Annotated in this window: 29 protein-coding genes; 15 read left to right on the top strand and 14 right to left on the bottom strand. The window is 67.2% G+C overall.

The annotated features are described in order from the left end of the window. Positions 1–5 precede the first annotated feature (5 nt). From C5B85_RS08040 to C5B85_RS08020, 5 genes are all read right to left on the bottom strand, one after another. The gene (locus tag C5B85_RS08040) at positions 6–743 is read right to left on the bottom strand and encodes a fumarylacetoacetate hydrolase family protein (protein WP_104285480.1); all 738 of its coding nucleotides are present in this window, start codon (positions 741–743) and stop codon (positions 6–8) included. Continuing rightward, positions 743–1,540 (bottom strand): SDR family oxidoreductase, encoded by a 798-nt coding sequence (locus C5B85_RS08035; protein WP_258070657.1) that lies wholly within the window; start codon positions 1,538–1,540, stop codon positions 743–745. Before C5B85_RS08035 ends, C5B85_RS08040 begins: the two co-directional genes overlap by 1 nt. Further along, complete coding sequence (locus C5B85_RS08030) at positions 1,537–2,988, bottom strand: MFS transporter (RefSeq protein WP_104285479.1); 1,452 nt, start codon at positions 2,986–2,988, stop codon at positions 1,537–1,539. Before C5B85_RS08030 ends, C5B85_RS08035 begins: the two co-directional genes overlap by 4 nt. A gap of 142 nt (positions 2,989–3,130) precedes the next feature. Then, positions 3,131–3,943, bottom strand: a complete 813-nt coding sequence (locus tag C5B85_RS08025) for an IclR family transcriptional regulator (RefSeq protein WP_258070655.1) — start codon at positions 3,941–3,943, stop codon at positions 3,131–3,133. Between the two features lie 67 nt (positions 3,944–4,010). Continuing rightward, positions 4,011–5,069: a D-2-hydroxyacid dehydrogenase gene (locus tag C5B85_RS08020; RefSeq protein WP_104285477.1), complete on the bottom strand. Its 1,059-nt coding sequence runs from the start codon at positions 5,067–5,069 to the stop codon at positions 4,011–4,013. A 111-nt stretch (positions 5,070–5,180) separates the two neighbouring features. Between C5B85_RS08020 and C5B85_RS08015 the strand changes: the two genes are divergently transcribed. After that, entirely contained in the window at positions 5,181–6,068 is an 888-nt protein-coding gene (locus C5B85_RS08015; RefSeq protein WP_104285564.1) for an NAD(P)-dependent oxidoreductase, read from the top strand. Between the two features lie 25 nt (positions 6,069–6,093). On the opposite strand, the gene C5B85_RS08010 is transcribed toward C5B85_RS08015, so the two are convergent. Continuing rightward, positions 6,094–6,519 carry a GreA/GreB family elongation factor gene (locus C5B85_RS08010; protein WP_219819370.1) on the bottom strand — a complete coding sequence of 142 codons (426 nt, stop codon included), beginning with the start codon at positions 6,517–6,519 and terminating at the stop codon, positions 6,094–6,096. Positions 6,520–6,848: 329 nt separating this feature from the next. Between C5B85_RS08010 and C5B85_RS18925 the strand changes: the two genes are divergently transcribed. Next, entirely contained in the window at positions 6,849–7,439 is a 591-nt protein-coding gene (locus tag C5B85_RS18925) for a hypothetical protein (protein ID WP_146077883.1), read from the top strand. Positions 7,440–7,451: 12 nt separating this feature from the next. Here the strand turns inward: C5B85_RS18925 and C5B85_RS08000 are convergent, their stop codons facing one another. Beyond that, entirely contained in the window at positions 7,452–8,426 is a 975-nt protein-coding gene (locus C5B85_RS08000; RefSeq protein ID WP_146077882.1) for a YafY family protein, read from the bottom strand. A 142-nt stretch (positions 8,427–8,568) separates the two neighbouring features. On the opposite strand from C5B85_RS08000, the gene C5B85_RS07995 reads away from it, so the two are divergent. From C5B85_RS07995 to C5B85_RS07985, 3 genes are all read left to right on the top strand, one after another. Beyond that, entirely contained in the window at positions 8,569–10,059 is a 1,491-nt protein-coding gene (locus C5B85_RS07995; RefSeq protein ID WP_104285473.1) for an MFS transporter, read from the top strand. Further along, entirely contained in the window at positions 10,056–10,721 is a 666-nt protein-coding gene (locus C5B85_RS07990; RefSeq protein ID WP_104285472.1) for a VOC family protein, read from the top strand. Before C5B85_RS07995 ends, C5B85_RS07990 begins: the two co-directional genes overlap by 4 nt. Before the next feature lie 226 nt (positions 10,722–10,947). Next, positions 10,948–11,592: a hypothetical protein gene (locus C5B85_RS07985; RefSeq protein WP_146077881.1), complete on the top strand. Its 645-nt coding sequence runs from the start codon at positions 10,948–10,950 to the stop codon at positions 11,590–11,592. Positions 11,593–11,609: 17 nt separating this feature from the next. Here the strand turns inward: C5B85_RS07985 and C5B85_RS07980 are convergent, their stop codons facing one another. After that, complete coding sequence (locus C5B85_RS07980) at positions 11,610–12,083, bottom strand: VOC family protein (protein ID WP_104285470.1); 474 nt, start codon at positions 12,081–12,083, stop codon at positions 11,610–11,612. A gap of 107 nt (positions 12,084–12,190) precedes the next feature. On the opposite strand from C5B85_RS07980, the gene C5B85_RS07975 reads away from it, so the two are divergent. The 3 genes from C5B85_RS07975 to C5B85_RS07965 are packed head-to-tail and all read left to right on the top strand — an operon-like array spanning position 12,191 to position 14,117. After that, the gene (locus C5B85_RS07975; RefSeq protein WP_104285469.1) at positions 12,191–13,186 is read left to right on the top strand and encodes a YafY family protein; all 996 of its coding nucleotides are present in this window, start codon (positions 12,191–12,193) and stop codon (positions 13,184–13,186) included. Positions 13,187–13,221: 35 nt separating this feature from the next. Beyond that, entirely contained in the window at positions 13,222–13,821 is a 600-nt protein-coding gene (locus tag C5B85_RS07970) for an NAD(P)H-dependent oxidoreductase (RefSeq protein WP_104285468.1), read from the top strand. A gap of 23 nt (positions 13,822–13,844) precedes the next feature. Beyond that, the gene (locus tag C5B85_RS07965; RefSeq protein WP_104285467.1) at positions 13,845–14,117 is read left to right on the top strand and encodes a DUF1905 domain-containing protein; all 273 of its coding nucleotides are present in this window, start codon (positions 13,845–13,847) and stop codon (positions 14,115–14,117) included. Positions 14,118–14,143: 26 nt separating this feature from the next. On the opposite strand, the gene C5B85_RS07960 is transcribed toward C5B85_RS07965, so the two are convergent. Both C5B85_RS07960 and C5B85_RS07955 read right to left on the bottom strand, forming a co-directional pair. Next, positions 14,144–14,428 carry a hypothetical protein gene (locus C5B85_RS07960; protein WP_104285466.1) on the bottom strand — a complete coding sequence of 95 codons (285 nt, stop codon included), beginning with the start codon at positions 14,426–14,428 and terminating at the stop codon, positions 14,144–14,146. A 55-nt stretch (positions 14,429–14,483) separates the two neighbouring features. Beyond that, positions 14,484–14,768 carry a hypothetical protein gene (locus C5B85_RS07955; RefSeq protein ID WP_104285465.1) on the bottom strand — a complete coding sequence of 95 codons (285 nt, stop codon included), beginning with the start codon at positions 14,766–14,768 and terminating at the stop codon, positions 14,484–14,486. 147 nt (positions 14,769–14,915) lie between these two features. Between C5B85_RS07955 and C5B85_RS07950 the strand changes: the two genes are divergently transcribed. The 4 genes from C5B85_RS07950 to C5B85_RS07935 all read left to right on the top strand — a co-directional run bounded on the left by C5B85_RS07950 (position 14,916) and on the right by C5B85_RS07935 (position 18,293). After that, entirely contained in the window at positions 14,916–16,103 is a 1,188-nt protein-coding gene (locus C5B85_RS07950; RefSeq protein ID WP_104285464.1) for an ATP/GTP-binding protein, read from the top strand. Next, the gene (locus tag C5B85_RS07945) at positions 16,100–16,447 is read left to right on the top strand and encodes a hypothetical protein (protein WP_104285463.1); all 348 of its coding nucleotides are present in this window, start codon (positions 16,100–16,102) and stop codon (positions 16,445–16,447) included. The genes C5B85_RS07950 and C5B85_RS07945 overlap by 4 nt, the downstream gene beginning before the upstream one ends. A gap of 34 nt (positions 16,448–16,481) precedes the next feature. Beyond that, positions 16,482–17,564: a hypothetical protein gene (locus C5B85_RS07940; protein WP_104285462.1), complete on the top strand. Its 1,083-nt coding sequence runs from the start codon at positions 16,482–16,484 to the stop codon at positions 17,562–17,564. Positions 17,565–17,909: 345 nt separating this feature from the next. Next, the gene (locus C5B85_RS07935) at positions 17,910–18,293 is read left to right on the top strand and encodes a hypothetical protein (protein WP_104285461.1); all 384 of its coding nucleotides are present in this window, start codon (positions 17,910–17,912) and stop codon (positions 18,291–18,293) included. A gap of 142 nt (positions 18,294–18,435) precedes the next feature. Here C5B85_RS07935 and C5B85_RS07930 read toward each other — a convergent pair whose 3' ends face one another. The 3 genes from C5B85_RS07930 to C5B85_RS07920 form a co-directional block, all read right to left on the bottom strand. Further along, entirely contained in the window at positions 18,436–19,401 is a 966-nt protein-coding gene (locus C5B85_RS07930; protein ID WP_104285460.1) for a hypothetical protein, read from the bottom strand. A 316-nt stretch (positions 19,402–19,717) separates the two neighbouring features. Continuing rightward, a complete protein-coding gene (locus C5B85_RS07925) occupies positions 19,718–20,125 on the bottom strand; it encodes a cupin domain-containing protein (RefSeq protein WP_258070651.1) in 408 nt (135 codons plus the stop codon). Between the two features lie 11 nt (positions 20,126–20,136). Next, positions 20,137–21,570 (bottom strand): FAD-binding oxidoreductase, encoded by a 1,434-nt coding sequence (locus C5B85_RS07920; protein ID WP_104285459.1) that lies wholly within the window; start codon positions 21,568–21,570, stop codon positions 20,137–20,139. A gap of 226 nt (positions 21,571–21,796) precedes the next feature. On the opposite strand from C5B85_RS07920, the gene C5B85_RS19705 reads away from it, so the two are divergent. Both C5B85_RS19705 and C5B85_RS07910 read left to right on the top strand, forming a co-directional pair. Beyond that, entirely contained in the window at positions 21,797–22,444 is a 648-nt protein-coding gene (locus tag C5B85_RS19705; protein ID WP_104285458.1) for a DUF937 domain-containing protein, read from the top strand. A 198-nt stretch (positions 22,445–22,642) separates the two neighbouring features. Continuing rightward, positions 22,643–23,614 carry a hypothetical protein gene (locus C5B85_RS07910; RefSeq protein WP_104285457.1) on the top strand — a complete coding sequence of 324 codons (972 nt, stop codon included), beginning with the start codon at positions 22,643–22,645 and terminating at the stop codon, positions 23,612–23,614. A gap of 17 nt (positions 23,615–23,631) precedes the next feature. Here the strand turns inward: C5B85_RS07910 and C5B85_RS07905 are convergent, their stop codons facing one another. Beyond that, entirely contained in the window at positions 23,632–23,964 is a 333-nt protein-coding gene (locus C5B85_RS07905; RefSeq protein WP_104285456.1) for a nuclear transport factor 2 family protein, read from the bottom strand. A gap of 202 nt (positions 23,965–24,166) precedes the next feature. Here C5B85_RS07905 and ectB point away from each other — a divergent pair, with 202 nt between their 5' ends. Then, on the top strand, positions 24,167–25,492 hold the full coding sequence (gene ectB, locus C5B85_RS07900; protein ID WP_104285455.1) for a diaminobutyrate--2-oxoglutarate transaminase: 1,326 nt from the start codon (positions 24,167–24,169) through the stop codon (positions 25,490–25,492). Positions 25,493–26,037 lie beyond the last annotated feature (545 nt).

Here is a 26,037-nt window from a genome sequence, read left to right as displayed (position 1 = left end):
GACCTTCACACGCACGGCGTGACCAGCGGAACGCCTGCGACGGTGATCTCGATGAGGTCGCCAGGCTCGGCGGCGAACGCCGACTTGGGGGCGCCCGTCATGATGATGTCGCCGGGGCCGAGCGGCACCCAGCTCGTGACGTAGGCGACGCACTCTGCGACCCCAGCGGGAAGCTCGTGGCTGCCTGTGAGCACCTTGCGCTCGCCGTTGATGCGCACCTCGAGCTCGGCGTTGGCGAGGTCGGCGCCCGTCTCGATCCACGGGCCGAGCGGCGTGTAGCCGACGCCGCCCTTGCCCTCGAAGTTGCGAGGGTCGACGCTGGCACGGTCAGGGTTGGAGATGTCGTTCACGGCGGTGAGGCCGAGGATCACGGTGTGCGCGTCTTCGACGGGCACGTCGACCGCGTCACGACCGATGACGATGCACACCTCGCCCTCGATGACGACCTGGCCGACGTTCCGGCGCAGCTCGACGGGCGTCCCGCTCGGCACGACCGTACGTGGGCTCTTCAGCCACGCCTGAATGGGTGAGGGATGCTCCGGCCCGTTCTGCGCGATCCCTACGACGATGCGCGGCTCGCTCGGCGCGAGCAGCGTCGCGTCGGCAAGCGGCTCGCCGTGACTGGTCGGCTCGTCACCGCGCGCGAATGCCTCGTATGGGTCACTGCACGGCACCCACGAGTCGCCCTCGGCAAACGCGTGCGTGACGGTGCCGTCACTGGTCTGGATCCTGGAGATTCGCATTACACAACCGCCGTCATTCCGCCATCGACATAGATCGTCTGGCCGTTCACGAACGCCGAAGCGTCACTGGAGAGGAACACGAGCGTACCGACAAGCTCATCCACGTGACCCCAGCGCCCTGCCGGGGTGCGCTGCGCGACCCAGGCCGAGAACTCGGCGTCGTCGACGAGGGCCTTCGTGAGCTCGGTCGCGAAGTAGCCGGGAGCAAGCGCGTTGACCGTGACACCCGACGGCGCCAGGTCGGCGCAGAGCCCCTTCGTCAGCATGACGATGGCACCCTTCGTCGCGCTGTATGGCGCGATCGAGGGGCGGGCGATCTGCGACTGCACGCTCCCGATGTTCACGATCTTGCCGGAGCCTCGGGCCTGCATGCCGCGGGCCACCCGGCGCGAAAGGAAGAACGCGCTCGTGAGGTTCGTGGCCAGCAGCTCGTGCCAATCGGAGTCGGTGAATTCGGCGATAGGGGCACGACGCTGGATTCCCGCGTTGTTGACGAGAATGTCGACCGTGCCGATACTCGCCTCGAGTTCGCCGATGCCGGCATCCACTGCCGATGCATCCGTGACGTCGAAGGTCGAGACGATCGGCTCGGCCGGCGTGCCCGCGAGGCGGAGAGTCTCGGCGATGGATGCGGCGGTACGCTCGGCCTTGGCACGGTCGCGGCCGTGCACCACGACCCTCGCCCCCGCGGCGGCGAGGCCGCCGGCGAGCGCCCGGCCAATGCCCTGGCTCGATCCCGTGACGAGCGCGGTCCGGCCCGTGAGGTCGAAGGCCTTCAGCCCGACCGGTGAGCTCACGACTTGGCCCCCACGCTGGAGGCGGATGCGGCGCCCGCAGCAGGTGCGGCCTCGTAGATGTCCTGCAGGTCGATCAAACCGGTGTCCTCTTCGTCGGTGGAGACGCGGATGGCGTCCTCCTTGCGGAGCAGGTCGCGCCCCTTCGTCTCTGGGACGAGGAACGTCGCTGCAGTGGTGATGGCGGCGAGGGTCGCGAGGTAGAGGCCCATGACCACCCAGTTGCCGCCCGTGAGCGTGAGCAGCCAGGTGCCGACGACGCCGGCCAGGCCGCCGGCGAGCACCGCGGAGATCTCGCGGGCCATGGCGACACCAAGGTAGCGGTGCTTGTTGCCGAACAGCTCGGGGAGCATCGCGCACTGCGGACCGAGCATCGAGTTGACGGCCACGCCGATACCCACCGCGATGACCGCGATCGTGAGCGGCCCGTTGCCGAGGGAGAGCATCCACCAGGCAGGGAACGCGAACAGCAGCATGAAGACGGCACCGAAGCGGTAGACGGCGCGGCGGCCGAGCTTGTCGGAGAGGTGGCCCGTAAGCGGCACGGAGAAGATGCCGATGAGCGAGCCGATCGTGACGCCCCAGGTCGCGATGCCGCGGTCGACGGGGTTCGCGATGAACGTGCCGGCCACGAACGCGAGCGACACGTTCTGGAAGATGTACGAGCCACCGTTTTCGGCCATGCGCAGGCCGACGCCCGTGATGACTCCTGGCATGCCGCGCGTGAAGATCTCGCGGATCGGGTGGTCGGCGACCTGGTCGCTCTTCTCGAGCTCGACGAACGTCGGCGTCTCCCGGAGGCGCATGCGGATGAAAAGCGCGACCAGGATGAGTGCGAACGACCCGAGGAACGGGATGCGCCAGCCCCAGGACAGGAACGCCTCATCTGGCATGAGTGTCAGCAGGCTGAAGACAACGGCCGCGAGGAGGGTGCCGGCCTGGATGCCCACGAAGGGGAGCGCGGAGAAGAAGCCGCGGCGCTTGACGGGCGCGTATTCGGCCATGAGGACCGTGGCGCCTGCCTGCTCGGCGCCGGCGCCGAAGCCCTGCGCGAGCCGGAGGAGCACGAGCAGCGCCGGGGCCCAGAGCCCGATGGTCTCGTACGTCGGGAGAAGGCCGATCGCCGTGGATGCGCCACCCATGAGGACGATCGTGATGACAAGCACGCCCTTGCGCCCGAGGCGGTCGCCCATGGTGCCGAAGAAGAGGCCACCGAAGGGTCGGGCGACGAAGCCGACACCGTAGATCGCGAAGGCGCCGATGACGGCGACGGCCGGGTCGCTCTGGTCGAAGAAGAGCTTGTTGAAGACCAGCGCGGTCATGAGGCCGTACAACGCGAAGTCGAAGTACTCGAGCGCGGATCCGATGCTCGAGGCCAACGTCGCGCGGCGCAGGTTGTCTGCGTACTCCGGATCGTCGGACGGCACTGGAGGCCTGGTGTTCTCAGTCACGAAACATCTCCTTTGATGTGCGGTGCGCCCCGGCGTCGGTGTGCCCGAGCTTTCAGCGGCGCATGCTTGCTGACCACAAGCTAACACTCCATTGGACGACGTTCAACACTTTGAACGCTGTGGATGTCTCCGCGTTGCTGAGCTAGCGACCTGCGAGCGGGTTCGTGAGCTCTCGCGCGGCCTCGAGAAGCGCCTCGCCGACCCGCACGACGTGCTCCGCATCCGCGATCTCCGTCGGCAGCGCAGCCCCAAGAGCAAAGGGCGGATCGCTGGGCGACCACGAGGCGAGCGGCACCGCGACCCCAGTCACTCCCCCGACCGAGCCATTCGCGTCGATCGAGTAGCCGCGTTCGCGAGCCACAGCGAGACAGTCGAGCAGCTCTCGCGTCGTCCCAATGCTGTCCGAGGTGAGCTTCGGGAAAGGCGCGGAGCCACCCACGAGATCCATGACCTCGTCGTCGTCGAGGCGCATGAGCAGTGCACGACCAGACGCCGTGAGCGCCGCGGGCAGGCGAGACCCGAGCGGCGTGCCGAGCTGATAGCGCCGACGCCCCTCGTGACGGGCGAGGTACACCGTATCCGGACCGTCGAGCATCACCACCTGCACGAGCTCGCTCCGGAGCACGGGCGACGCGTCGCACACCCCGAAGAACTCTCTGATCTGGTTGAACTGCTGCGCAAACGCGCCGCCAAGCTCAGCCGTGCGTCTGCCGAGCTGGTACCCCTGGGGCACGCGCTGCAGCATCCGCCCGTCCTCGAGCACTGCGACGAGGTTCGCGGTCGACGACTTCGCGATGCCAAGCGCGCGGGCGATGTCGCTCAACGTCATCGGCGCACCGTCAGCGTCGGCCAACAGGGTCAGGATGCGCAGAGATCGTGTCACCGCCGGCGCAAGGTCGCGCTCCGACGCGTCCTGCGCGCCCGCCTTCGTTGATGCATCCGTTGCTTCTGGCACGGTGCCGCTCCTCGCCTCGTCGCGCCCGCCTGACCGCCGACATCGCAGCGGACCCGCGGGTGCGGAATCAGTAGAACTCGACGATATCGACAACGTTCTTGAGCGGCTCACCATCAAGAAGCCTGCGCGCGTTCTCGGCGAAGAGCTTCGCGATGCGCGGCTCCTCGGCGCTCGAGAGCGCGGCCGTGTGCGGGCTGACCAGCACGTTCGGGTGCGACCAGAGGGGACTCTCGGCAGGGAGCGGCTCGACCTCGAAGACGTCGAGGGCCGCGAAGCCGACGCGTCCGTCGTCGAGCGCGGCGAGGAGCGCGGATTCGTCGATGACGGTGCCGCGCCCGACGTTGGAGACAATGACGCCTGGCTTCACGTTCGCGAAGACCTCCTTGCCGAGGAGCCCCGTCGTGGCGGCAGTGCCCGGCAGGGTCACAACGATCGCGTCGGCTTCGGACACGGCCGATGCGAGCTGGTCGATGGGCACGAGCCGGTCGACGCCTTCGACGGCCTCGCCGCTGCGAGTCGTACCGAGCACGGTCGCGCCGAGCGCCGAGAACTTGAGGGCGGCAGCCTTGCCGATGCCGCCGAGGCCCACGATGAGCACGGTCATCTCGTCGAGCTGACGCATCTCCCATCGGTCCGTCCACTGCTTCGCCGACTGCTGCTGCTGAAGGCGCGGGAGATCTTTGGCACCCGCGAGCACGCCGAAGAGGGCGAACTCGGCGAGGGTTCCGCCGTGCACCCCAGCGCTCGTCGTGAAGACGATGCGCTCGAGCGCCTCCTGGTCGAGGCCGGCCGCCTTCACCTGACCGCCGCCACCCGCCGCGGTCGCGTGCACCCAGCGGAGGCGCGGGTTTGCCGCGACGGTGCGCGCGAGCGACGCCGGGTCGACATCAGGGAGCCCGAAGAGCACGTCGGCCGAGTCGACAAGCTCGTCGAAGGCGACCTGCTGCTCGGAGGTTCGAGTGACGCCTGGGTCGCCCGACCAGTCGGCCGGACCCCGCATGGGGCGGTAGAACGTGTGGTCGCGAACGACCTCGAGGCGAGGCTCGAGGCGCTCGATGAGCTGGCACAGCTCTTCGCTCAGGTCGACGGCAACGACCGCGCGCAGTTTCTGGGGGCTGTCTGTCATGGGATCCTCTTCGATTCGTGGCGACAGGTGAAGTCTCTCAAGCTTGAGTCTACGGCGATTCAACACTGTGAACACTGTCCTACACAATGTCCATCAGGCTAGGGTGTGCTCATGACCACTGCTGCTCACACTCCCAGCGTCGGCGTTCTTGGCCTCGGCGCCATGGGCCTCCCCATGGCCGGCCACCTGCTCGCCGCACACGGCGCGCTCCAGCTCACGGGCCGACGCCCTGAGCGAGCGGCCGAACTCATCGCGGCGGGCGCCACCTGGCACGAGTCACCGCGCGAACTGGCCGCGGCGAGCGACGCGCTCCTCGTTGTACTCCCCGACCTCCCCGAGCTCGAGTCCGTACTCGCCGGGGAGGACGGCCTTCTCGCGGGCGCGGACGACCTCCTCATCATGGTCAGCTCCACTGTCTCCCCGACCGGCCTCCGCGAGCTCGCCGATCGCCTCGCCACCGAGACCGACGGGCGCGTACGCGTCATCGACTCCCCCGTCTCCGGCGGCGAAGACGGCGCTCGGGCGGGAACGCTCTCCATCATGCTCGGCGGCCCAGCCGACGACGTCGCTACGGCCACAAGCATCCTCAGCCCGTGCGGCCGCCCCGTCCACCTCGGCCCGCTGGGCGCCGGCGAGGTCGCGAAGGCGTGCAACCAGATGATCGTCTCGTCGACGATCCTGGCCCTCGGCGAGGCGAGTGTGCTCGCCGAGCGCAGCGGCATCGACCTCGCCGTGCTGTGGGATCTGCTCGGAGGCGGCTACGCCGGCTCGAACCTGCTCGAGAGCAGGCGCGAGAAGCTCGTCACAGGCGACGACTCCCCTTCTGGCGTCGCGAAGTACATGGTGAAAGACCTGACCTTCGCGGCCGACGTCGCCGACGCGACCGGCACGCATCCGGTGCTCCTCCCCACCCTTCGGGCCGCCTTCGACGAGCTCGTGGATGCTGGCCTCGGCGAGCGAGACATCGCCGTCACGAGGCGATTCGTCGCCGAACGCTGAGCAGCCGCGCACACTCAACCCCGCTTCAGGAGAACGGCACCGCCGCCAGGATCGTGACACGCTGCTGACCGGCGGGCGGCGTGAACGTCACCGTGCTGCCCACACGGCTGCCCAGGATGGCTTCACCGAGCGGCGACTCCAGCGAATACACGTCGATCGCGACGCTCGGATCCAGCCCGGCCAGCGCGCGACTGCCGAGCAGGAACGTCGCCTCGCGCCCCACATCCTCGAAGCGCGCAGTGACCTGCATGCCAGCTTCGACAAGTCCGTCGTCGGGCTTGGCCGCGACCTCCGCGCGTTCGATGAGCCCCCGAATCTCCCTGCCGCGCGACGTCGTGTCGGCGCCGCTCCGCGCTAGTGCCTCGAGTTCGTCCTGCAGGTTGCGCAGGGCAGCCGGCGTCATCCAGACCGTTTCCACATTGGCCTCCTCTTCCGTGTCGCGAAGCGACAAAGGGTAAACACTCACCGTAGCTCAAAAGCCGAAGAAATGCCTTTTCCGCAGGGAGGTGAGAAACTCCAGGAAATGGACTATGGTCATCCGGATACCCGCCAGCTAGAAAAAGGGAAGCGTGTAAGAAAATGGCAGATAGGAAATCCAAGGAAAGCGCGAAGAAGGCGCCCCAACTCAGCCTCAAGGAGCGTCGCGCGCTCAAGCGAGACAAGGCCCAAGCCGAGGACCCGTTCAAGCGCAAGAGCTAGAACAGGCGGCCGCCCGACCCGGCCTGCAAGGACCGGAGCGCGCACGCACCTCCCCGGCAGTCCTGAACGAGGTGTCAACCAATGTTTTCGTCGAAGCCCGGCGCCGATACGGCGCCGGGCGCTCGTCACACACAACCAGTATTCGGGGAACTCTCGACCGCGCTTATTCTCCGAGGCGACGCTTTACCCTGCTTCACCTCGCTGGAAAAGTTATTCCCTTCGGCAAGAAATGCGCCTCCGCGACTCGAGGCAACCAGGGCGAGCCCAATTTCTCTCGTTATCGGCAGAGAAGCTTCCCGAATAACAAGTCGCCGAAGCCTTTCCATTCTCCTGCGCGACGTCACGAACGAGTGCGTTGCCCTCTCCGCGAAGCTGCCGACGCTGCGCCACGCCATCGTGGTGCTCGCGCATCCGGTTCTCGATGCACGGGTCGCGCTCGCCGCCTGCGAGCGGGCCGCCACACGACTTCACGAGCAGGTTGCGAGGGAACACGGCGACCACCTAGTTATCACCTTCCTTCTTCTCACTGACTGCGACGACCCGGATCTGCTCGCCCGGCGCATCCTCGACCGCGCCGCCCAGCCGCAGGCTACCGATTCGGCATGCGCCCTCAGCTGGAGCGATATCAAGACCGTTTCGATCGAGTTCGCGGCTATGAACCAGTTCGTGTGACGCACCCTTGACCTACGGTCGACCGGCCTCATCACGCAGGACCACTCGCGAAAGGCGCTGCCCCCAGCTCCGCAGCGCGTCGACGAGCTCGGGCGGGCCGACGACCTCACACGAGGCATCGAGCCTCGCGAGAAGATAGACCACGTAGTCGAGGTCGTCGGTGCGCATTCGCACTTCGCTCCAGCCACCCTCGCACTCGAGCACCTCGCCCCACTGTCCAACCTCGGCACGGATCTGGTCGGCGGGCACCGCCACTCTCACCACCGCCTCGTAGCGGGCAGGGAGGTTGCGGATGCTTGATTGCACAAACGCGTCGGCGTCGCCTCCCGGAATCGGGCGCGACCCGAAGCTCTTCGCTCGGGACTCGACACTGCGCATCCGGTCGAGGCGGAACGTGCGCCAGTCACCCGCCCCACCATCGAACGCGACGAGGTACCAGCGCCTGGCGACCGGGACAAGCGCGTGCGGTTCGACCAGGCGACTCGACAGAGATCCGCCTCGCTTCTCGTAGTCGAACGCCAGCACGGTCCGATCCCTGCAGGCTGTCGCAACACTCGCGAGCACGGCAACCTCAACCTGCGGGCTCCCCTCGCGGGCCTGCCCGGCGGAGACCGTCGCACCGATACCGGCGGCCAGTTTCCGAACGTGCATGGGCAGCACCGGGACGATCTTCGCGAGCGCGCCAACCGCCGCATCCTGCACACCTTGGACTCCGCTGGCCGTGACAGCCCTCAGGCCGAGCACGATCGCGAGCGCCTCCTCGTCGCTGACCATGAGTGGCGGCAGCGAGCCTCCCGCGCTCAGCCGATAGCCGCCGCCCACCCCGCGCGTGGTCTCCACCGGGTAGCCAAGCTCCCGGAGCTGCTCAACGTCTCTGCGCAGGGTGCGTGGGCTCACTTCGAGCTTGGACGCGAGCTCGTCTCCCGCCCAGAACCGGTGGTTCTGGAGGAGCGTGAGGAGCTGCAGCATTCGGGAGCCGGTGGACACGCATCCATCCTATGGAGATTGTGGCCGGTATCTGACCGGAATGGATGGAAACCTCATTCTTGCAACCATCACCCGAATGGCTTTCGAATGTCGGAGGTCGGGTGAATGATGAGATCACCGATTCACGAGACCAGGAACACGCATGACAGACAAGACGACTCCGCCCGCACTTCCACACCAGGCCGTACCGACGCTCGCAACGCTGCGCAGCTTCTACCAGGTGCTCGTCAACACCCTCATCGCCAACGTCACGACGAGTTACCTCTGGTTCGCGCTCACGTTCTGGGCGTACCTCGAGACCGGGTCGGTGCTGGCGACCTCGATCATCGGCGGCAGCTACATGCTGCTCGTCGCGGTCTTCGGCATGATCTTCGGCGCGATCGTCGACCACATGAAGAAGAAGGCCGTCATGCTCATCTCGAGCGCGGTCACCCTTATCACCTACCTGCTCGCGGGAGTGCTCTACCTGAGCTTCCCGGAGGAGACCCTCGTCGATTGGAACGGCATCTGGTTCTGGCTTTTTGCCGGTGTCATCCTCGTCGGCGGCGTGGTCGAGAACCTCCGCAACATCGCGCTCTCGACGACCGTCACGTTGCTGGTGCCGGCCGACCGGCGCGACAAGGCGAACGGCCTGGTCGGCACGGTGCAGGGCATCGCGTTCATGGTCACGAGCGTCTTCTCGGGCCTCTCGATCGGCCTCCTCGGCATGGGCCCGACCGTGCTCATCGCCATCGTCGCGACCGCCGTGGCGTTTGCGCACCTTCTGTTCGTGTCCATCCCGGAGCGCGGTATCGCGCACGACCCGGAGGGAGGCGCCGCGAAGGTGAACTTCCGGGGCGCCATCCCCGCGGTCATGCTGGTGCCGGGCCTGCTTGCGCTCATCCTTTTCACGACGCTCAACAACCTCGTCGGAGGCGTCTTCATGGCGCTCATGGACCCGTACGGCCTCACCCTGTTCTCGGTGGAGATGTGGGGCGTCTGGCTCGGCGTCACGAGCATCGGCTTCATCGTGGGTGGTGGCCTGGTCGCGAAGTTCGGCCTCGGGAAGAACCCGGTGCGCACCCTGCTGCTCGTGAACATCGGTGTGGCCCTCCTCGGGGCGACGTTCACGATCCGCGAGTACGGCTGGCTGTTCATCGTGGGCATGTTCATCTTCATGGCGATCATGCCCATCGCGGAGGCGGCGGAGCAGACCGTCATCCAACGCGTGGTGCCGTTCGAGAAGCAGGGCCGCGTGTTCGGCTTCGCGGCAACGGTCGAGTCTGCGTCCACCCCCATCAGCGCATTCATGATCGGCCCGATCGCCGAGTTCTGGCTCATTCCCTACATGGAGACGCGCGAAGGCCAGGAGTCCCTCGGGTGGATGCTCGGCGATGGCGACGCACGTGGCATCGCGCTTGTCTTCCTGATCGCGAGCATCCTGCTGCTCGGCCTTGTCATCGTCGCGTTCGCGTCCCCGCAGTACCGACTCTTGTCGAAGTCGTACGCGGAGACGCCAGCGCCGAACTCCGAGGAGGCTGAAGCGGCGGCTGAAGCGGAAGTGCCCTCGGATGCGGCGGAGCAGGCACATGACGAGTCCTCTGTGCTTCCCGAAGCCAGCTCTCGGGCGGGTCGCGGAGAATCGCGGACATGAGCGATCGAGTCTCCCCCAAGGAATTCCGGCAAGCCGAGGGCACCGGCGACTGGCGCGTCGTCGGCGATGGCGCCCGCGCGAACTTCGCGACCGGTGACTTCGCGACAGGGGCCGCGTTTGTCGCGGAGATCGCGCGGGCCGCCGACGAAGCCAACCACCACCCGGACGTGGACCTGCGCTACGGCTGCGTGACGGTGCGCCTCATCAGCCACGACGTGGGCGACGTCAGCGAGCGCGATATCGCCCTGGCCGCGCGGATCTCCCGGATCGCACGCGGGCTGGGCATCGAACCGACCCCGAACACGGTACAGAGCGTCCAAGTCGCGATCGACGTCGTCGACCTCGACGCTGCGCTCCCGTTCTGGGAGGCGGTCCTCGCCTACGAGCGACGCGGCGGGGAAGACCTCGCCGACCCCATCGCCGTGGGCCCAAACGTGTGGCTCCAGCAGATCGACGCACCTCGCACCGAACGGAACACGATGCACATCGATGTGTACGTGCCGCGCGACCAGATCGACGCCCGCCTCGAAGCGGCTCTTCGCGCGGGCGGACGAGTTGTCAACGACGACTGCGCCCCCGAGTACTGGACGCTCGCCGACCCGGAAGGGAACGAGGTTGACCTCGCCCCGTGGCGAGACGACAGTTCCTGGAAGCCCGAGTAGGGCACGAACCAAACGTGTAGGGCACGACTCGCAACTCAAGCGCGTCAAGCCGATGGGCGCCCCTCAAGCTGACCCCGCGCGACGAAAAGTTCAGCTGCGAGACGCCCCGAGACACGAACCGTTTCGCATTCGACGACCCCCGCATACGTTGGCCCGACCGTGCCCCGTACCAGCGATGTGAGGAGTCCAGATGTCCGCGCTACCCAAACCCACCGCACTGATGTCCATGGGAACCCTTCGCCTGGTCGAAGCGAGCGAACAACCTGAACCGAGGCGGCTTCCGCCCGCCAAGACGGATGCGACCAAGAAGGATGCGCAGCTGCTCGCAGAGCTCCGGGCACTCCGGCGAGAGAATGCGAACCTCGCCGACAAACTGCAGGACTCGGAAAACCGGCTCCGCGGGGCGCAGAAGAAGCTCCGCGGCCTCCAGAAGACGCGCGACGAGGTGGCTCCCAACATCGACTTCGCGGACGCCGAAGAGTGGGTGCGCCACCACGTGCACCTCGGCTGGCTCGAGAACTACTCCGCCATCGACCGGGCCGCGCATCCGCTCGGCGAGTACCTCGTCGGTGCGGCGTTCGCAGAATCGGTCAGGTCCCTCGCGCCCCAGCTGCAGGCGAAGGTGTGGCGGGTCACCGTCGACGTCGTCACCCGGCGCGGGCGGCACCTCCACTCCCGGGAGGCGCACCCGCTCCGCAGCGGCACCGGGGCGCGCGCCCCCGAAGTCGTTCGCGCTGAGGATGACGCGAGGTGCTTCCGCTACTCCGTCGGCTTCAAAGCCGCGGGTGCCAGGCGTCTGCATGCCTGGCACCTCCGCGACGGCCGCGTGGAGCTCTGCCGAGTCGTCACTCACGGCGACATGTCACCGTGAGCACCAAGCGCTGGAACCTATGCTGACGCTGAGACCGAAGCAGGCACGTCGAGCACCCAGGTGGCCCCGAAGCGGTCGCGCAGCATCCCGAACCCTGCCGACCATGCGGAGGCGGCGAGCGGCTCGATGACGGTGGCCCCGACTGAGAGCGAGTTCCAGTAGCCGCTGATCTCGTCGAGCGTCTCGCCGCTTACGGCGAGGAAGAACGGCTGGCTCGTGACGGTGGTGCCCTGCTCTCGCCTGGTCTTCCCCGCTTCCCCCGCGAGGCCGTGGGCCGGCTGGCCAGGCGTGTCGTAGGCGAGCACGCGGAAGCCGTTCGGGGCATCCACTCGCCCGAACACGACGTTGGATGCGCCAGGCAGCTCGGCAGGCATCCCGAACTGCGCGTAGGTGGCGATGGAGACCTCTCCGCCGAAGACCTCGGCGTAGAACTCGAGCGCCTCCCGCGCGGTGCCGGCGAAGTTGAGGTGGGTTGTGGTGGTGATGCTCATGGCGTCCTGCTTCCTTAGTGAAGTGCTGACCGCGGCCCGTGCCGCTGGGATGAGCATCACCGCAGTAGCGGACGCTTTCGGTCCTCTACTTGCTGGAGACTGGACCCATGGCTTCGGCAACTTCCTCGCGCATCCTCACCCTGCTGTCGCTGCTGCAGACCCGGCGCGGTTGGTCGGGGCAGGAGCTGGCCGAGCGCCTTGGCGTCACTCCCCGCACCGTGCGCCGGGACATCGACCGGCTGCGCGAACTCGAGTACCGGATCGAGGCGTGGAAGGGGCCGGCCGGCGGCTACCGCCTCGCCGCCGGCTCGGAGCTGCCGCCACTGCGGTTCGACGACGAGCAGGCCGTCGCGATCGCCGTCGCCCTTCGGGGCGCGCGGGCCTTGGGCGTCGACATCGACGAAGCCGCCGCCCGGGCACTCGAGACCGTGCGGCAGGTCATGCCGTCGCGGCTCCGGCACCGGGTTGATGGCATCCGGTTCACCGGTCCAGCGGATGCGAGCTTCGCCGCCCGCGTCGCCCCCTCGGTGCTCGAGTTCGTGAGCCAAGCGGCCCGCGAGCGCCGCGTCGTCAGGTTCGACTACGTGCCAAGCCCGGAGACAACCCCGACCTCGGACGCGGAATCGACACCGCCGCCCCCTCGCCGGGTCGAGCCGCACGCGGTCATCGCGCGGGGCGGGCGCTGGTACCTCGTGGCGTGGAACCTCGACCGCTCCGAGTGGCGTGTCTACCGCCTCGACCGCCTCACACCCCGGTCTCCGCTCGGGGCGAACTTCGACGAACGCGAGATCCCGTCGGGAGACGCCGCCACGTTCCTTGAAGCCCGGTTCAAGGGCGCGCAAGACGTCAACGAATGGCCGTGCGTGGGCGAGGTGCTGCTCCAGGTACCCGCAGGCGAGGCCGCGAGCTGGCTGCCGGATGCGGTGGTTACCGAAGTCGACGACACCACGTGCAGGGTGCGGTTCGGCTCATGGTCGTGGACCGGCATCCTTGCGTCGATCGCCAGGTTCGACGCCGACTTCGAGGTGGTCGGCCCGCCGGAGCTGGCCGAGGCAGCGGCCGCTCTCGCTGCGCGCTTCGCCGCCGCTGCTGGCGAACGCTGAGCGTGGCTCCAAGGTGCGCCACTCAGAATCGTCTGGTGCTTACTCTCATCGTCACCGCGCATCCAGATCAGGACTCCTTGACCCACTCGGCCGCGCAGCTGCTGCGCAAACAGCTCGAAGCCGATGGCGTCGAGGTCGAGATCGCGCACCTCGCCCAGGAGGGCTTCGACCCTCGGTTCTCAGCCAAAGACCGCACCGACTACAAGGGCGGGACCATCATGGGCGTGGACGTGCTCGCCGAGCAGGCCCGTCTCGACCGTGCCACGGATGTCGTGCTCGTATTCCCTGTCTTCTGGTGGTCGATGCCCGCGCTGCTCAAAGGCTGGATCGACCGTGTCTTCATCACGGGGTGGGCGTTCGAACTCGGCGACGACGAGCGCGTGCTGCCCAAGCTCCGGCACCTGACCGCGCACCTGCTGCCCGTGTCCGGCTTCTCGGAGGCTTCGTTCGCGCGCCACGGATACGAGGAGTCGTTCAGCACGCAGATCGAGCACGGCATCTTCGACTACTGCGGGATGCCCCGGGGCGCGAAGGCGTTCATCCGCGAATCGGAGGACGCGGATGCCGCGAAGACCGGCCTCGACGCCGCCGTCAAGCAGGTGGTCGCCGCGGTCACATCACCCCACACGAACTGACCCGTGCGCGCTACGCTCACCCCATGACAGACAAGCTCGTCTTCACCGGCTCGATCGTCAACCCCGAGTGGATGCCCTCGTGGTCCGTCATCGAGGTGCCCGGCTCGAAGGAGTTCTTCGGGAACGGGAAGTCTGTGAAGGCAGCCACGACCGTCGACGGCGTCGTCGTGACGTCGGCGCTCATGCCGACGGGGCAGGGTAACCACTTCATCTCGGTGAGCGCGGCCCTGCGGAAGAAGCTCAAGAAGGATGTCGGCGACAGCGTCGACGTCGTGATCGGTCGACTGAGCGCCTGACGACCGGCCAGCGCTCGGAAACCGCGTCAGCGGTGCCGTGCGAGCAGGACGTCGAGCTGCTGCTGTGCCGCTGACCGCACACCCACGAGCACAAACGCGACCATGAGCGTGGCGAGCCCGACGAGAAACATGACCGTGCCCAGCATGGTGGGCGTCTTCGCGAGGTCGAACGTGAGAAGTGTCGTCCCCATTGCGGTGAGCCCGCCGAACACGATCAGCAGCGGCGACAGGATGAAGAAGGCCACCGCGAGCCAGTGGAGGCGTATGCGAGGGTGGCCGGGAGCGGTCACTTGGTGGAGCTGGTTCGTCATGCCACGACCCTAGCTGCGAGCCTGGTGTCGCAGGGCGCCTCCACGTGGCCCCCCGCTATGAGTCTTGCGGACGCGGGCCGAGCGCTCGCTCAAGCGACTCCCACCCGGCTCGGCACTCGATGGGGTCGTCACCCCACCACAGCGCACGGAGACTGCTGATGCACTGCTCTGCGGCATCCCGACCAAAGTTCGGATGCGCAACGAGCGCGCGGGCGAGCTCGTCGCGCCGCGGCTGCTTCCGGTAGCCGAGCCCATCCGCGACCTTCCTGAGGTCGACGGCGGGCGCGTCGGACAGGGAGACAAGTGCTGATTCCCAATCCTTGTGCTCTTCGTAGTCCATGCTCGCGACCCTACGGCGCTCGGCTGGTCGGCACGAGGCTCGATCACTCTCAGGGCGATGCAGAGACGAACGCCTAGGCTCGACGCTCCGCGCATCACTCCCCTCAGGCCCCCGGCGGGAGCACAACCCTCACACGCAGGAGAACCCATGGCAACATCGAAGAGCAGAACGCGCGAACAGCACATCGCGGTCTTCGGCGGCAGCGGAAGTGGCAAGACCGTCCTCGTCTCCTCGTTCTACGGCCCCACGCAGGAGCCGCAGTTCGCGAAGGACAACCTGTACGAGGTCGTCGCCGACGACACGGGGCAGAGCGACAAGCTCTACCAGAGCTACCTCGGCATGAAGAATGCCGCAAAGGTGCCCGCATCAACGCGCTTCACGCACACGGCCTACTCGTTTCTCGTGCGCCCGAAAGCCTGGTCGGAGGAACGAGCGAAGCAGTCGAAGCCCTTCGACGCCGTGCGGCTCGTCTGGCACGACTACCCGGGCGAGTGGTTCGAGGAATCGGCAGTCGGTGAGGAGGAGACCCGCCGACGCGTGGAGACCTTCCGAGCCCTGCTGAGCTCAGATGTCGCCCTGCTCCTGGTTGACGGCCAGCTGCTCCTCGCGAACGAGGGATCAGAGGAGCTCTATCTGAAGTCGCTGCTCACCAACATCCGCTCCGAGTTGCTGCGATTGAAGCCCAGCCTTCTCGAGGATGGCAAGCCCCTCAGACAGTTCCCGCGCATCTGGGTGCTCGCGCTCTCCAAGTCCGACCTTCTACCGCACCTGGATGCGCACGCGTTCAAGGCGCTCCTCGTCGAGAAGGTGAGTGACGAGCTCGATCAGCTGCGCCAGGAACTGCGAGGCTTCGTGGAGGCCCCCGAGGCGATGTCGTTTGCCGAGGACTTCATCTTGCTCTCGTCCGCGAAATTCGAACCAGGGAAGATCGAGTTCACAGAGCGAGTCGGAGTCGACGCGGTCCTGCCACTCGCGGCTATCCTCCCCTTCGAGCGTCACGTGAAGTGGGCGAAGACGCTGCACGACGGCGGCAAGGTCGCAGAGACGATCTTCGGTAAAGCGGGAGACGTGGCCGGTGTCGCGGCGATGGGCGCGCTCTTCGTGATCAAGAAGGTCAAGCTGCCTGGGCCCCTGGGCCTGCTTGCCGGGCTCGCCGCATCCTTCGTCTCCAAAGACGCCATAGAACGCGGGGCGTCGCTCGCGGGCGAAAAGCTCAAGGCTGTCAACGCCGAAGCTCTCGCGAAGCGCGACTACCTCACCGCGATGCTGACCCGCTTCAAGCTCGATCTCGAAGATGCGGAGCGCAAGGGCATCCTGCTGCGGAGCAAGAAATGAAGCTCATCTGGGCCACGCGCGGCCGCGCATGGGGGAATCGCTTCCTCCTCGACGGGGGCTTCGCCGACCCGTTGCCCGAGTACGACAGGGCATTCTCGAACGCTGGCGACGACGCGGAACTGTGGCTCGCCAGCGTCGACCGCGCCGCTCTCCGTTTTCCCGACCCGGAGGGACGAACCGATCGTGCTGGGCGGCCCATCCGCCACGAGTTCGTGGTCTTCGCGCCCGAGCTTCGGGAGATATCTTCGGTCGCGACGGGCATCTCGTTGATCTGGAATCAGCCGGCAGTGGCGGCCAGCTTCGCAGACATCTGGAACCTGCCGAAGCCCCCGTTGCTCCGCTGAGCTGCACGCACTGACCCGAAGACGAGGAGCATCTATGCCGCATCACGTCCTGGAACCAGAGGCCACGGGAACCGTCGGCCACGGCGCCGAGTGGATGCGCGACGCGTCCGGCTCCCCGATGCAATCGGATCCGCTCAGGTGCGAACTCGCCGGCTGGCTCGGCGACGAGCTTGTCGGCGTTCATCCCGACTTCATCGTCGCGGCTTCGCTCGCGGATACGCTGCGCGTCTCGGAGCTCACGGGGTTCGAGCTGCGCGAGGCGATCGTTACGAAGTCGCCCGAGTTCGTCTCGTACGCCGGTGCGCTCCCGGAGCGCTGGGAGCGGCTCGTGCCCACCGGCCACAACGATTCAGGCGACGACTTCGCCCAGAGCGGTGGTGCGCTACTGGTCAGCGAGCGCGCCCTCGCGCTCCTCAACTCGCACCGCATCGTCGAGGCTGAGCTCACAGTGGAGGCCGGGCACGACGCTGCGGAGGGCAGCGCCGAGTCCGCCCGCTTCGCCCGGCAGCAGGACGAGGCTCGCGTCGCAGCTCGGCGAAGCGAACGCGCCCACGAGGACGCCGAGGCAGACGACGACGCCCGCGAGGCCGCACGGATATCCGCACTCGTCAACGCCCTCAACGGGTCGGATCTGACCCCGCCGATCATGCGCGCCAACGGCGACGCAAAGCGTCGGCTCGCCGGCGACCTGACGATCGCAGCGACCGCCCTCGGCAAGGAGGTCGAGCATCCGGCCGCTCTTGCTCTCCTGCGTCTCATCGACGGACCGATCGAGATCAACAGGTCGGGGGCCTACGAATGCGCCTACCGCAGCGCCGACCGCTCCCTCATCATCGGGATGAAGGGCGGTGCCGTGAAATGCGTCGAGTTCGTCTTCCATCCGCACCGCAACGCCCCGGAAGCCAACTACCCGCGCACGGCACACCTCATCGAGGGAGTCGCCCCGTTCACACGCGCGGGAGTGCTCCAGCACCTCGGCGATCCGAAGGATCTTCTGCCCCCGGACGACGCCGGGCGGAGCCGCGACGAGTACCGCATCGGACGGCAACGCGTGATGCTGTACTGGCAAGGCAAGGACTACTCACCGCGCATGGCGATGGTCGGCCGCAAGGGCTGAAGGCCGAGCCGGACGCAAACAGAGCACTAGCTGGAGCCGAGCGCAGCTGCCTACACGAGTTCTTGTTGAGGAGGCGACCGTGATGAGCGGTAGTCCATCATGTCCCCCAGAAACGAAAATCGGCCCGAGCCGTAAGGCGAGCGGGCCGATCATGATGAAGCCACCGCAGCGCCAGCTATCGACACGACGTAGCCCCGGAACGGGTCCACGACCGCGGCTCACAGACGGAGGTTATCCCCAGCTCGCCAAGAGGTCGGTATCGACCGGAGCGCAGGGTGCAGAGTGGGCTTCTCGGCGCGAGTTGCAGTCCGAGGTAGGCCATACAACCGCCACAGGAGGAACGGCATGTCAGAGATTGCGGTGGATGCGACCCGGAGGCATGACGGTTGGGAGATACGTTTCGGGCAAGACGGAGTCGCCAGAGGAGCAACACTGGCTGAAGCCGGGAGGCAGATCTTCGACTACATCAAGGCATCGCAGCCTGGACTCGACCCCGGAGCGAGCAACTTTCACTTCACGTTAGAACTCGGCCGCGTCGGCGCAACTGTCGCAGCAGCGAAGACCGCCACTGACAAGGCGGATGACGCCAAGCTCGTGGCAGATGCGCGCATCGCCTCCGCTGTCGTGGCGATGAACCGTGAGCGGTACGCCCGCGCCGACATCGCAATGATCCTCGAGATCGATCGCACTCGCGTGGACGAAGTTCTCCGAAGTAGCGACTCTCACTGACGGATTCCCGCCCCAGGACCATCAGCCGCTCGTCCCGGCTACCGCTACGGCATCGACGAGAAGTCGCGGACCGCGGGGTGGTCCGGGATCGTGGCGTCGGTGGCCCTGCGAAACACGCAAGCGGGGAGCACTTTTGAAGCTACTACCCGTTGCCCTCGCCCCTCCGCAACGCGGCACGCACCTGCTCAACGAAGCGCGACGGTGTCGGCCACAGCTGCGCGGTGGTGGCCCGGATCGCGAACCAGTCGATCTCCTGCAACCGGTTGACGCGTCCGATGTCCTTCCGCCACTGCCGCTTGTCGGTGCGGTGATGATCGCCTTCGTACTCGATGGCGATCCTCTGAGCCCGATACGCGAGGTCGATCCGCCCGACGAACTCTGACCCGTCCCAGACCTCGACGCCGACCTCCGGTTCCGGAAGCCCGGCGGCTACGATCACCAACCTGGTCCAGGTCTCCATCGGCGACTCGACGCCAGTGCGGATTCGCGCAAACGCCGCCCGCAGGGACGCCCCACCGACACCGTTGCGCCAGGTTCGCGCGATCTCCTCAAGGTCCTCCAGCGACGCGAGGGGCGGCGCCGTCCGAGCTCCCGCCGGTGGCTGCTCGGACCGCACGATGCCCTCGTAGTTCGTGGACGTGGCGACCAGCGCATCCCCCAGCACGACCAACTCGTTGACGTCGAGGTGCCGGGCACAGGTCGCCCAGGTCAGCGCGGGCGACGCGACCGGTGCGCCGCGCAGTTCGCGAGCATCCCACAGCTGCGCCCTGACGCTTCGCGACGTGACACCCAGACCGGCCGGCCTGTTCCTCCCCGCCGGTACAAGCAGGTACACGGTCGAGTCGCCATCAGATCGGCGAGGCACCGGCAGACCCCAGATTCTCGCGGCAGTCAGTCCGCCCAGCACGCAGCGATCCCTGATCCTCGGCACGAAGGCGCGCGCGATCTCAAGCGGAGACTGCACTACCCCGCGCATCCGCACGCCTCGGTGAGGTTTGGAGAATTCGCGGCCGTTCAGTTGCTGCCGTGTCAGGCCCGCGCGCAGCCCATCCCTGAACGCGAAGGGTTCGTTCCCCACTCCGGAGAGCATCTCCTCAGGCTCAGACATGGGCCAAGGGTAGAGGGATGCAGAGCTTGTCTTCCGAGATATCCACAGCCCGAAGCCGCGTTGAAAGTGACACCGAAGGTCGCGGCAACCCATCCCGGCGGATCATCCTGATGGGTTTCGCCGAGTCGTGATGGGAATCCCCCCATCGCAGTCAGCGAAACCCATCAAGGTGAAGGACCGACGAGACCTGCGCCAACTTCGATGGGTTTCGCCGACCGGTGGTGGGTAACACGCCATCACGAGTCAGAGAAACCCATCGAACTACGCGCTGGGGCCAGGCCCAAGCCCGCGTGCTGCGGACCGGGCCGCAGCCGCCCTAGCTCCCACCCTCCACGAGGTACAGCTTGCGCAGGGGCGCTCCGGTGACGGTCCACCGGGTGCGCATCCCCTCGCCGAGCCGAACGATCGAACCGGGCTCGAGGTCGATCGGCGGCAACTCAGGCTCGAGGAACTCGACCGTCGCGGTGCCACTGATGACGAGGAACACCTCGTCGGCTTCGACATCGAGCATCGCCCCGGCGGACATCTCCCACAGCCCGAACTCCGCGCCCGCGAACGCGCCGAGTTCAAGCGCGGCGGTCGTCGGCTCGCCGCTCACCTTCTGCCATCCCTCGACGGGGTCATGCGACAGGGATGCTCCCCGCGCGTGCACGACCGAACCGGGCTGCATCCCGGTCACCCCGTCGGCCGAGCTGACTCTCGCGGCACCATCAACTTCACTCACGCCGTCTCCGCTCACGAGTCGAACCCCAGCCCGACCGCATCCATCGTCTTGAGCCACAGTCCGCGCTTGCCTTCGTTGCGGTCGGCGCGCGCCATCTCGGCGAGCGACACCTTCGCGCCGATTGTCGCGAAGGGCTCAGGCGGGAACGGCAGCGGCTTCTTCTTCACGAAGTCCATGCGCGTGCGCTCGGTCTCCTCGCCGCTGAGCAGGTCGAGGAGGACGTTAGCCGCGTACCTCGTCGCGCCGACGCCGAGGCCCGTGAAGCCGGCAGCGTGCGCGACCCGACCGTCGTACTCGGTGTCGAAGAACGAGAAGAAGCGCGTGCACGTGTCGATGACGCCGCCCCACTTGTGCGAAAAGCCGAGGCCCTCGAGCTGAGGGTACGTCGCGATGAAGTGCGCGGCGAGCTTCTCGAACGTCTCCGGCCGCTGGTCGTACTCCTTCTTGATGCGTCCGCCGTAGTTGTACACAGCGTCGTAGCCGCCGTAGAGGATGCGCGTGCGGCCGTCCGCATCCTTGACGAGCCGCGAGTAGTGGAAGCGGTTGTTGAGGTCGGTGATGCCCTGCCGCCGCTTCCAGCCGATCGATTCGAGCTGCTCGTCGCTCAGTGGGTTCGTCATGAGCACGTAGTCGTAGACGGGAACCGTGTAGAAGCGGTCGCGCTTGATGAGCGCTGGGAACGCGTTGGTGCCGAGCGCGACCCGCTGCGCGTAGACGCTGCCCTCGTCGGTCGTGACGGTGATACCGCCGCCGTCCGCCTCGAGCGATCTGGCCGGCGTGTTCTCGAAGATCGCGACGCCCATGCCGAGCGCCACGCGACGCAGCTCCCACACGAGCTTCGCAGGGTTGACGAGGGAGGTGCCCTCGCGTTCGTAGTTCGCGCCGAGGAAGAGCGGGGAGGCGACCTCCTCCTGGAGGGTCTTGCGGTCGAGGAACTCAAGCCCCGAGTCGCCCGCCGCCGCCTGTTCGAGCTCTGCCACCTGGTGCGGCTCCGTCGCCACATTGAGGACCCCGGTCTCCTCGTAGTCGCAGTCCATCGAGTAGCGCTTGACGGTCTCGCCGATCTCCCGCAGGTTCTCGAGGCCAAACGCCTCGAGCTTCGCGTACTCGTGGGGAAGCCGGTCCTTGCCGTTCGACTCCCCGTGCGTGAGGCTCGCCTCGCAGAATCCGCCGTTGCGACCGGATGCGGCCCATCCGACACGCTTGCCCTCGAGCAGCACGATCTTCCGCTTCGGGTCGCGCTCCTTCGCGAGCAGCGCGGTCCAGAGCCCCGTGTATCCGCCGCCGACGATGACCAGGTCAGCAGTGAGGTTGCCGCGAAGCGGGGGGAGCACAGCGGGGCGCCCTGGGTCGTCGAGCCAGTAGGTCGTCGCCTTCGCGCCTACGAGCGACGCGGCAACGCGCTCCGGGCTGATCTCGGCTTCTGCTCGATCGAACGTGGTCATGTGATGTCCTCCGGGTGGGGGTCTCGGCCATCTGATGCTTCGTGTCTACCCTGCTTACCTACCGTTTGGGTGGACGCGGTGTCGCTCCGGCGCGGCAACTCTCGACGATGTGTCCGCAAGCTCGACCAAGCTCAGCACGATGTGCGGCGGATGCACCACCCCCAGCGCTACCCTCTTGGTCACGCGGCCCCATGATCGGTGCCGCACCATCGAACAAGGGGAACTCATGACCGACATCTCAGAACTGCTGGGCCTCATCCCGGTCGACGAAATCGCCAGCCAGCTCGGCGTCGACAAGCAGACCGCTCAGCAGGGCATCCAGGCAGCGTTGCCGACCCTCATCGGCGGACTCCAGGCCAACGCGGCAGACCCCGCAGGCGCCGCGTCGCTCGAGCACGCGCTCGAGAAGAAGGACACGTCACTTGTCGACGGCCGCGTCTCGCTCGCCGACATCGACACGTCCGATGGCGAGAAGATCGTCAAAAACGTCTTCGGCGGCAACACCGACCAGGTCGCCGCCGCCCTCGGATCGGCACCAGGCAGCCAGACGTCCGGCCTCGTGCAGAAGCTGCTCCCGATCCTCGCGCCCATCGTGCTCGCGTGGCTCGCGAAGAAGTTCCTCGGTGGCCAGCAGGGCGCCTCCACGACTGCGGGCGCGAGCTCAGGTGGCGGGCTCGAGGATCTCCTCGGCGGAATTCTCGGCGGCTCGGCGGGTGGCAGCACGGCAGGCAGTTCGGCCGGCGGCGGACTCGGCGACATCCTCGGCCAGGTCCTCGGCGGCGCGTCGGGAGGCTCCGGCAGCTCGGCGGGTGGCGGACTCGGTGGCGGGCTCGGCGACATCCTGGGCGGGCTGCTCGGCGGCGGCAAGCGCTAGTCCTGAGCCGAACCGGCCACGCGGCTCGCTGACTGCGGGGCCGCGTATGCGCGCGGGAGGGACGAGACTGGTACAGGTTCGACCCTCCCGCGCTGCTGCGCTCGAGAGCCGTACACCCGCATCAGCACGCCGCCGCGCCGAAACGAGTTCCACATCTCCACCGCTGACTTCACCAGCCTCTGGCATACCGTCGCCCTCGTGGCCTTCGTGCTGGTCACCGCGAGCGCAGTCGCGCTCCTGCTCAGATCCCTGCCGATCTGGCCGTCGTCTCGTCTCCTCCTCACGCCGCTCGCGGCGCAGCACCGGCTGACACGACTCGACAAAGACACCCGGGGCTGGGAGACGACCCTCGCGGGCGAGCTGGTCTGGCTCGCGAGCCGCGGTGTGGTGCGTATCCACGAAGCGCCCGATGCGGGTGCCGCCGCGCGCATCGAGGCGGCCGGCTGGCGCGCGCCACGCGCGACCGGGTGGGAGATCGAGTGGCTCGACGAAGACCCGACGCTCCCGCAGTGGTCGGCCGCTGTCCTCGACGCCTACTTCCCTCGCGGCAGACGCAATCGCGGCAACCGCACGCGAGTCGACCGCACCGGCGCGGATACGCCGCAGAAGCGGGCCGCACTGAAGTCCGTCGTCGTCACCGAGCTGGACCGCGCGCGCGTCGACCGGACCGACCGCGACTCCTGGCTCTCGCAGCTCCTCGCGAGCCCCTACAGTCGCGCCTTCGCTGGCGTGCTGATCGTGCCAATCGCACTGCTGCTGCTCGTCCCGTGGCTCCCGGCCTGGGCGGTGCCGATTTACGTCGTTGCGGCTCTCACCGTCGTCGTGCTCACGTTCATCCGCCCTCCGCTGCAGCGACGGTGGACGAAGCTGTGGGAGCGGTACCGCACCGAGACTCAGCATCTGCACGAGCTACCGCTCGCCGAGCGCGGAATCGGCGCGACCCGCGTCACCTACCTCGATGCCTTCGCCGAGAACCTCGGCTTCGCGGACATCGTCGGATTCGGCTCCTCAGAAGACGTGGCGAGCGGATACGCGCAGCAGGCCGAGGTCATGGTGCAGGAAGGGCTGCTCGACGACATTCGGCCCGACTGGCTGACGCCGCTGCGGGAAAAGCTCACGCCGAAGCAGCTTGTCGACCTCATCGACGGGTTCCTGTACACCGTGCGTTGACGCAGGCAGCCGCCGCCCTAGCGGTGCGATGGAATCCGGAACACCTTCACCTTGTCACCCTCGACCGTCACGAATGCACGGGATGTGCCGTTGAAGCGGTTGCTGCGCCAGTCGAAGAACAGCTCCGTCGTGTCACCCTCGGTGGTCGCGTCCTTAACGACCATCTGAGCGCTCTGTCCGATCGCGTCGCTCTGCGCCCAGCTGCTGACGCCCTCGCGACCCTCAAGCACACGGCCCCAGTCGTCGACCGAGCCGTCTTCAGTGAACGCATCCACGAAAGCTTCCTCGTCCGCGTTGTTGATCGCATCGACAACAGCCTGCACCGGCGCAGGCACTGTGATTTCAGTCATGGAACCCCCATCTCTTCGCGGGCGATGGCCGCCCGAACGGCCACAATGTAGCAAGCCAGCCTCCGGATTCCCGGGCATGGCCGTAAGCTCGGAATCTCGGGATGCGCGGCGACCAGCCCCACGCATCCGCCCTGCGGCTCCATAAAGGCAAGCCCGGCTCGTCAAAAACTGGCCCCGTCAACAAGCAGAAGGTGAACTGAGCATGAGCGACTTCTCGCCCCTTGAAGTATTTGACCGTCGCGAGTCAGAAGTCCGCGGATACATCCGCTCATTCCCCGTGGTCTTCGACCGCGCATCCGGCTCGACCCTCGTGACGGCAGACGGCGACGAGTACCTCGACTTCTTCGCGGGCGCTGGCGTGCTCAACTACGGGCACAACAACCCGCTCTTCACGAAGGCGCTTGTCGAGTACATCGAGCACGGCGGCATCCTGCACGGCCTCGACATGGCGACGTCGGCGAAGCGCGCCTTCATCGAAGCGTTTGAGCAGTACGTGCTCGAGCCGCGCGGCTACGACTACAAGATCCAGTTCACCGGCCCGACCGGCGCGAACGCGGTCGAGGCGGCCCTCAAGGTCGCCAGGCAGGCGACAGGACGCACGAACGTCGTCGCGTTCACGAACGGGTTCCACGGCCTCAGCCTCGGCGCCGTCGCCGTCACCGGCAACAAGAAGTACCGCGACGCCGCAGGCACGACGCTCGGCGACGTCACGCGACTCCCCTTCGAGGGCTACCTTGGCGACAAGCTCGACACACTCGACCTGTTCGAGAAGATGCTCGACGACACCGGCAGCGGCCTCGACCTGCCAGCGGCCGTCATCGTCGAAGCGATCCAGGGTGAGGGCGGCATCAACGTCGCGAGCCCCGAGTGGCTGCGCCGCCTCCGCGCGATCACGGAGGAGCGCGGCATCTTGCTCATCCTCGACGAGATCCAGGCAGGAATCGGCCGCAGCGGCTCGTTTTTCGCGTTCGAGGAATCGGGCATCGTGCCCGACCTCGTCACCGTGTCGAAGTCGATCTCCGCATCCGGCCTGCCCATGTCGCTTGTGCTGCTCCGCCCCGCAGTGGATGTGTGGAAGCCGGGAGCGCACACGGGCACGTTCCGAGGCAACAATCTCGCGTTCGTAACCGCGCGCGTCGCCCTCGAGGAGTATTGGGCCGATGACGCGTTCATGACGACGGTCGCCGAGCGTTCCGCTGAACTGCGCGCGGGCCTCGAGGCGATCGCCGCCGACTACCCGCAGCTCGACTTCACGGTGCGCGGCCGCGGACTCATGTACGGCATCGTCAGCCTGAACGACCGCGACCTGCCGTCGCGCGTCTCCGCCGAGGCGTTCCAGCGTGGCCTCGTCATCGAGACCGCAGGCGCGTTCGAGGAGGTCCTCAAGTTCCTGCCGGCGCTCACGCTCACGAGCGAGGAGCTGCAGACCGGCCTCGGCATCGTGCGCGAGAGCCTCGACGCAGTCCTCACGGGCGACGACTCTGAGGCCGAGCACGCCGTCGAAGACCACGTCGCCTCGCACGCGTAAGACTCCCGCGGCGCCAGCGCCCCGCACAACGCGCCCCTGCCTGACCCACGCGGTCGGCAGGGGCGCGTTCGCGCGTCTGCCCACCCCGCAGCAGGGCCCCACCTGGCCACGCTACGCGACGAAAAGTCACCCAGAAGCACCCTCCACGCGCCGCAAACCTGCATCCTGCTGACTCTTCGGCAGGTGGCGCTGCCAGGTGTTCAGGACGCTCCGGCACACATCCCACACATCCCAACCCCGCACCTCCACGAAAAGTCACCCAGAAGCACCCTCCGCGCGCCGCAAACCTGCATCCTGCTGACTCTTCGGCAGGTGGCGCTGCGAGGTGTGCAGGAGTGCACAGGAGTGCGCGAGAGTGCGCATAAAGCTTGCACTGGAAGCACTAGCACCGGAAGCGCCGCAAGCGCCGCATCCCCGTCTCATGCGCTGTTGTCGAGAGGATCGCGCGGGCTCAGACCAGCGCACCACAGGAGTCAGCCACAAGCAGCCTCAGCTTGCTCGACACCTGCTTCACGCCGACTTATCCGCTTGTGAGGTAACGGGAG

This window comes from Pseudoclavibacter sp. AY1F1, assembly GCF_002931075.1.
Lineage (GTDB): Bacteria > Actinomycetota > Actinomycetes > Actinomycetales > Microbacteriaceae > Pseudoclavibacter.
Note: the sequence above shows the minus strand (reverse complement) of the source record. Positions and strands in the feature narration are given on the sequence as shown.

What these genes read in the sequence shown, in the direction of transcription:
- C5B85_RS08040 (WP_104285480.1), bottom strand. Translation starts at nt 743, where the DNA reads ATGCGAATCTCCAGGATCCAGACCAGTGACGGCACCGTCACGCACGCG.
- C5B85_RS08020 (WP_104285477.1), bottom strand. Translation starts at nt 5,069, where the DNA reads ATGACAGACAGCCCCCAGAAACTGCGCGCGGTCGTTGCCGTCGACCTG.
- C5B85_RS08015 (WP_104285564.1), top strand. Translation starts at nt 5,181, where the DNA reads ATGACCACTGCTGCTCACACTCCCAGCGTCGGCGTTCTTGGCCTCGGC.
- C5B85_RS18925 (WP_146077883.1), top strand. Translation starts at nt 6,849, where the DNA reads ATGTTTTCGTCGAAGCCCGGCGCCGATACGGCGCCGGGCGCTCGTCAC.
- C5B85_RS07995 (WP_104285473.1), top strand. Translation starts at nt 8,569, where the DNA reads ATGACAGACAAGACGACTCCGCCCGCACTTCCACACCAGGCCGTACCG.
- C5B85_RS07990 (WP_104285472.1), top strand. Translation starts at nt 10,056, where the DNA reads ATGAGCGATCGAGTCTCCCCCAAGGAATTCCGGCAAGCCGAGGGCACC.
- C5B85_RS07985 (WP_146077881.1), top strand. Translation starts at nt 10,948, where the DNA reads ATGGGAACCCTTCGCCTGGTCGAAGCGAGCGAACAACCTGAACCGAGG.
- C5B85_RS07980 (WP_104285470.1), bottom strand. Translation starts at nt 12,083, where the DNA reads ATGAGCATCACCACCACAACCCACCTCAACTTCGCCGGCACCGCGCGG.
- C5B85_RS07975 (WP_104285469.1), top strand. Translation starts at nt 12,191, where the DNA reads ATGGCTTCGGCAACTTCCTCGCGCATCCTCACCCTGCTGTCGCTGCTG.
- C5B85_RS07965 (WP_104285467.1), top strand. Translation starts at nt 13,845, where the DNA reads ATGACAGACAAGCTCGTCTTCACCGGCTCGATCGTCAACCCCGAGTGG.
- C5B85_RS07960 (WP_104285466.1), bottom strand. Translation starts at nt 14,428, where the DNA reads ATGACGAACCAGCTCCACCAAGTGACCGCTCCCGGCCACCCTCGCATA.
- C5B85_RS07955 (WP_104285465.1), bottom strand. Translation starts at nt 14,768, where the DNA reads ATGGACTACGAAGAGCACAAGGATTGGGAATCAGCACTTGTCTCCCTG.
- C5B85_RS07950 (WP_104285464.1), top strand. Translation starts at nt 14,916, where the DNA reads ATGGCAACATCGAAGAGCAGAACGCGCGAACAGCACATCGCGGTCTTC.
- C5B85_RS07945 (WP_104285463.1), top strand. Translation starts at nt 16,100, where the DNA reads ATGAAGCTCATCTGGGCCACGCGCGGCCGCGCATGGGGGAATCGCTTC.
- C5B85_RS07940 (WP_104285462.1), top strand. Translation starts at nt 16,482, where the DNA reads ATGCCGCATCACGTCCTGGAACCAGAGGCCACGGGAACCGTCGGCCAC.
- C5B85_RS07935 (WP_104285461.1), top strand. Translation starts at nt 17,910, where the DNA reads ATGTCAGAGATTGCGGTGGATGCGACCCGGAGGCATGACGGTTGGGAG.
- C5B85_RS07930 (WP_104285460.1), bottom strand. Translation starts at nt 19,401, where the DNA reads ATGTCTGAGCCTGAGGAGATGCTCTCCGGAGTGGGGAACGAACCCTTC.
- C5B85_RS07920 (WP_104285459.1), bottom strand. Translation starts at nt 21,570, where the DNA reads ATGACCACGTTCGATCGAGCAGAAGCCGAGATCAGCCCGGAGCGCGTT.
- C5B85_RS19705 (WP_104285458.1), top strand. Translation starts at nt 21,797, where the DNA reads ATGACCGACATCTCAGAACTGCTGGGCCTCATCCCGGTCGACGAAATC.
- C5B85_RS07905 (WP_104285456.1), bottom strand. Translation starts at nt 23,964, where the DNA reads ATGACTGAAATCACAGTGCCTGCGCCGGTGCAGGCTGTTGTCGATGCG.
- ectB (WP_104285455.1), top strand. Translation starts at nt 24,167, where the DNA reads ATGAGCGACTTCTCGCCCCTTGAAGTATTTGACCGTCGCGAGTCAGAA.